A 4,239-nucleotide genomic window follows, 5' to 3' on the forward strand; every position below is an offset into this window, starting at 1 on the left:
TTATTAGACACTAAAATCAAGCAGGCGATAGCGCCGCTGATTGCAGAAATAAAAAGTTTAAAAACAGAAGTAAAAAACCTGCAAAAACAACTTAAAACAGAAGATGAAAACTAACCGTGTTTATTAAAGAACTAAGATTTGAGTGTTATCAAAACACCCAGTACGCAGCAGTTGAAAGAGCCATTAATAACTACTTTGATATGCTCCGTTATAACGGGCAGATTTTAGGCCGTGAATTCCCGATTGCCATGTTTGAAGGCTGGTTTGTGGCACGTTTAGTCTGCCCCGAAGAAAACAGCTTAGATGAAATTTTTAACAGCCCGCAAGTAAAACATGCATTAAACGGATTGACCGAAGCGGGTTTACTCTCGCCTAAAATTAAAACCATTGCTGAAGATCTGAACTCACTGGAATGTGCGCCTAACTTTCAACCGAGCTGGCAAGTTTTATATACCACCTTCCTAGATACCTGTTCACCACTACGTTGCGGTGAAACGCTTGCGCCCATTCCACTGTACCGCACACCTGAGGCTATCAGTAATGGCGATCGCAAAAGTGTAATCAAATGGCAGGAGGAGTGGGTAAATTGTGATGAACTGCAGATGAACGGTTCCGCCGTTTCTAGCTTTGTTTTAAAAGAGATTGGTGAAGTTGACAGTAAACTTTTTTACCGAGGTTCAAACCTTTGTAAACGTATTCAATACATTACCAAGATACCGACCTATTATTATCTATACCGCGTTGCGGGTAAAAGCTTAATTGATGAGCAGGAACGCAAATGTCCTAGCTGCGGTGGAGAGTGGAAACTGCCAGAGCCACTATTTGATATCTTTGATTTTAAATGTGACCAATGCCAGCTAGTCTCAAACCTATCTTGGGACTTTAAGAAATAAAAACAGGGGAAGATAAATAATGAAAAAAATCAAACTAATCGGTGCGATTATTATTGTTTTAGTGATTGGCTTTTTTGCCTTAAAAAGTTGTTCAAAAGATGAAGTCGGTGATGTGAGCTTAGGCGTTTTCACGACAAAAGATATAAAACTTAATATGCTCATTGATCCTATTGTTACAGGTATAACTTGCCATGTGGCGAGTATTGAAGCCGATTTAAGTTTCTCCGATCCATCGGATTCATCTATCTCCTGCCGCCAGACAGGTGAAATTACAGCTGCAATGATTAGCAAAATTGATAAATCAAAATCCGGGCAAGTGGTATTTAAGAAGTCAAAAAGTATTTTCTTTAAAACCATGAAAATCCGTCGCATTTTTGATGCTGATAATCAAACTCTGATGTATGTTTCTTACTCAACAAAAGAAACATCTGGCAGTTACAAGCACAGCCTTTCGACGGTTCCATTATGGGGAAGCAAAGCGTATGCAGCCCCAGTTGCGGGCGCTGTAAAAGTCGATAAGTAGCCGGAAACACAATAGCTAGAGTTCCCATGCACTGCACGGGAACTCATTTCCCCTTAAATTATCTAATCCTATAATTATTCAGAAATAACGACTGCAATCAGCACAAACGTAAAATCACATCGCCTTTGGCAGACAAAAGCCCCGCCTCACTTTTATCTCTATTTTGAAATTTTATCGGCTCCTATCTGGTCATTTAAGAGTGGTTATTAAGATCTTGATTGCCAAGATTACTTATCTTGGTCTATATCAAAATCTAGATCCTCCTCTTATTGCAAGCAGTATGAGGTGTTAATTGTAAAAAAACAGATGGGGTATGTTATGAAATTAATAAATAAATTATTGAAAATATCTGCCATTATCATTGTAACATTTAGCGCGATGATTGGCTTTGCCCAAGCAAAGGATGTATCTATGTCAGAGTTTGTTAAATTGGACTTTGAAAAACGGGTAGCTATATGCGCCAAAATTGTCGCATCCAGTGAAATAGGTGATTGTGCTTCTATTTTAACGTCGGAAAAAGAGACAGTAACGACAGCAGATCTTATGGCAAAGGCCGGTGACTGTTTTACAGGAACAGTCACTGACTCACAAATGCTTGGAAAATGTGTTAGCGATAAATTTGATAAAGGAGTCATTCCTGCAGGCTTTCCAAGTCAGGATACTATAAACAAAGCCTATAATTATTGCGCAAAACTAGTCCCGAGTAGCGAGTTGGGAGCCTGTACAGCATCATTATGTACTCGAGCAGCATGTCCTTTATTTGAGTAAATGCAGGCAACAAGTCGGTAAATATATTAGAAAGTCTGACGATTTTTTATATCTTCAAGCTACTTGCAAGCACATAAGTCAGCAAGTAGCTTGGGGATAGTTTGCCAATAACCAATAACAAAGCGCATAACCAATAAATTTTAAGTGAAAATTTATTCTGTAATAACGGGCTGAAGTAATAAAGTTAGCAGGCCACCCACTCTCTTGCCTCTTCAATACACTCAAACAATTCAAATTCCCATGTAGAGAGTAATGATTTTGATCTGTATATATACTGTTCAACCTGCTTTCTTATTATTTTGTCAGTAGCAATAAATGCACATTTAAATACTTCTTTGTGTATAGACTGGCCTGTACCTTTTACCGCTTCTATCTCTATTTCAATATTTGAGATACAAAATGCTTGTGCATCTGTTGCATCACAAATGTAATAGCGAATTGAATCAAATCTAGCATCATGATAGATCTCATCACCAACATCGAGTATTTCTTGTGCCGTAACCTCACCGTCAACCTTCCAGAAAACACCCTGTTTTTCCCACGTGATTTGATATGACATTTTCCCTCCAATTGAGTATCAGAGTGCATATTTACTAATACGCACACAAGCTATCTATAAAGACACGTTATTAAAATGAACATTGTAATCACAAAAGCTAACGGCCGAAGGTTTGCCTGCTTGTAGCTGCCGGGACAAAAACTTAAACAGTTAATATTATCTTTCGACTCGCGCAAGAGTAACGCCCATGGTAATAAACAATGAGCCGAATACACGGTTGAGCATCACCATAACTTGCGGGCTGGAAAGATAAGGTTTAGCGATATTTGCCATGACTGCGTAACTTAACATGACCAGTGTATCTATACTAAGAACCGTTGCACCAAGAATGAAATACTGCAACGCCATCGCTTGCTCGGAATTGATAAACTGCGGAAGAAATGCAGCCAGGAAAATAATCGATTTTGGATTCATCATATTGACCACAAACCCTTGCCTAATCAACTTACTCGTGGCAACGACCGCTGTTGAAGAGGAATTTTCCAAGTGAAGATTACTATTACTTAGAAACTTTGTTACGCCAAGATAGAGAAGATATGCAGCACCTAGATATTTGATAACGACAAATGCAAACGCCGAAGAAGCCAGCAAAGCACCAAGTCCCACAGAGACAATCAGCAAATGCACTAAAAGTGCCATTTGCAGACCAAGCAATCCTTTATTAGCCATTTTTAATCCGCCGTTAAGCGAATTACTTATCGAAGTAATTGTTCCAGCCCCGGGAGCAATACTGAAAATAACACAAGCAGCAACAAAGGCGAGCCACACATTAAAATCCATACATAATCCTATTTAATATCGTTATTTTCATATAATAACAAAAACAAGCAGACGTCCCAGTTAAGTAGCTCAATTTAGTCGGCTAAAATTGAGCGCACTTTAACGGCCAAAGGCTATTCGTTACCTTGCTAAGGTATTTTTAAATTCTATTTTTAGATCGTTAATCTCCCGAGTATAACGGGAGTTTTCATTATACTCTTCAAGATCTTCAATTAACTTATCCACTAATTTTCTCAAATCGAGATCAAGCCCCAAAGTTTCATGATCTAAAGACTGCAAACAAGTATTGATAAAACCAAACATAGTTTTTAAGTTTGCTTCATTAGCACATTTCATATTTTTTATGGAAGCTCTTGCAAAACTTCTAAGCGCACCAAGATAATTATCATTTTCAAGTTGGTTGACACCTTGAACATGGAAAACACCAGCTGCAATTTCATCAATATTTTTCTGAACTTTTTCTTCAAGCAATGTGATTTCAGCTTGCAAATGAAGCTCTTTTTCCTGGTATTTAAACTCTACTTCACTTAACTTTTTATTAAAGTGCTCACCTAACTCTTTCTTTAAAGAGGTTTCAATTGCATTATGCTCAATTTTCAAGAACCAGCGCTGATAAAATCCAATTAAAATCGCTAATACAAGCGCAGAGAATGCAAGAATTGCTACCGTCAGGATAATTAGCTGATTGAATGACTGAGTATAAAACTTATTAACAT

Annotated in this window: 6 protein-coding genes; 3 read left to right on the plus strand and 3 right to left on the minus strand. The window is 37.9% G+C overall.

Features of this window, described 5'->3' with window-relative positions:
- Nucleotides 1-116: 116 nt before the first annotated feature.
- The 3 genes from AC4GME_RS15745 (at nucleotide 117) to AC4GME_RS15755 (ending at nucleotide 2,184) form a co-directional block, all read left to right on the plus strand.
- Entirely contained in the window at nucleotides 117-893 is a 777-nt protein-coding gene (locus AC4GME_RS15745) for a Zn-ribbon-containing protein (protein WP_490375563.1), read from the plus strand.
- 19 nt (nucleotides 894-912) lie between these two features.
- Nucleotides 913-1,416: a CreA family protein gene (locus AC4GME_RS15750; RefSeq protein ID WP_490375562.1), complete on the plus strand. Its 504-nt coding sequence runs from the start codon at nucleotides 913-915 to the stop codon at nucleotides 1,414-1,416.
- Between the two features lie 318 nt (nucleotides 1,417-1,734).
- Nucleotides 1,735-2,184, plus strand: coding sequence for a hypothetical protein (locus AC4GME_RS15755; protein WP_490375561.1), 450 nt, complete (start codon nucleotides 1,735-1,737; stop codon nucleotides 2,182-2,184).
- 184 nt (nucleotides 2,185-2,368) lie between these two features.
- On the opposite strand, the gene AC4GME_RS15760 is transcribed toward AC4GME_RS15755, so the two are convergent.
- The 3 genes from AC4GME_RS15760 to AC4GME_RS15770 all read right to left on the minus strand — a co-directional run.
- Nucleotides 2,369-2,743, minus strand: a complete 375-nt coding sequence (locus AC4GME_RS15760) for a hypothetical protein (protein WP_490375560.1) — start codon at nucleotides 2,741-2,743, stop codon at nucleotides 2,369-2,371.
- A 156-nt stretch (nucleotides 2,744-2,899) separates the two neighbouring features.
- A complete protein-coding gene (locus tag AC4GME_RS15765; protein WP_490379732.1) occupies nucleotides 2,900-3,523 on the minus strand; it encodes a LysE family transporter in 624 nt (207 codons plus the stop codon).
- 120 nt (nucleotides 3,524-3,643) lie between these two features.
- On the minus strand, nucleotides 3,644-4,239 hold a 596-nt coding region (locus AC4GME_RS15770; protein WP_490379733.1), incomplete at its 5' end, for a hypothetical protein.

The sequence above is a fragment of the Psychromonas sp. genome, from assembly GCF_983033635.1.

Bases quoted from the DNA above. Each gene is read 5' to 3' on its own strand.
- AC4GME_RS15750 (WP_490375562.1), top strand. From the start codon at position 913: ATGAAAAAAATCAAACTAATCGGTGCGATTATTATTGTTTTAGTGATT.
- AC4GME_RS15755 (WP_490375561.1), top strand. From the start codon at position 1,735: ATGAAATTAATAAATAAATTATTGAAAATATCTGCCATTATCATTGTA.
- AC4GME_RS15760 (WP_490375560.1), bottom strand. From the start codon at position 2,743: ATGTCATATCAAATCACGTGGGAAAAACAGGGTGTTTTCTGGAAGGTT.
- AC4GME_RS15765 (WP_490379732.1), bottom strand. From the start codon at position 3,523: ATGGATTTTAATGTGTGGCTCGCCTTTGTTGCTGCTTGTGTTATTTTC.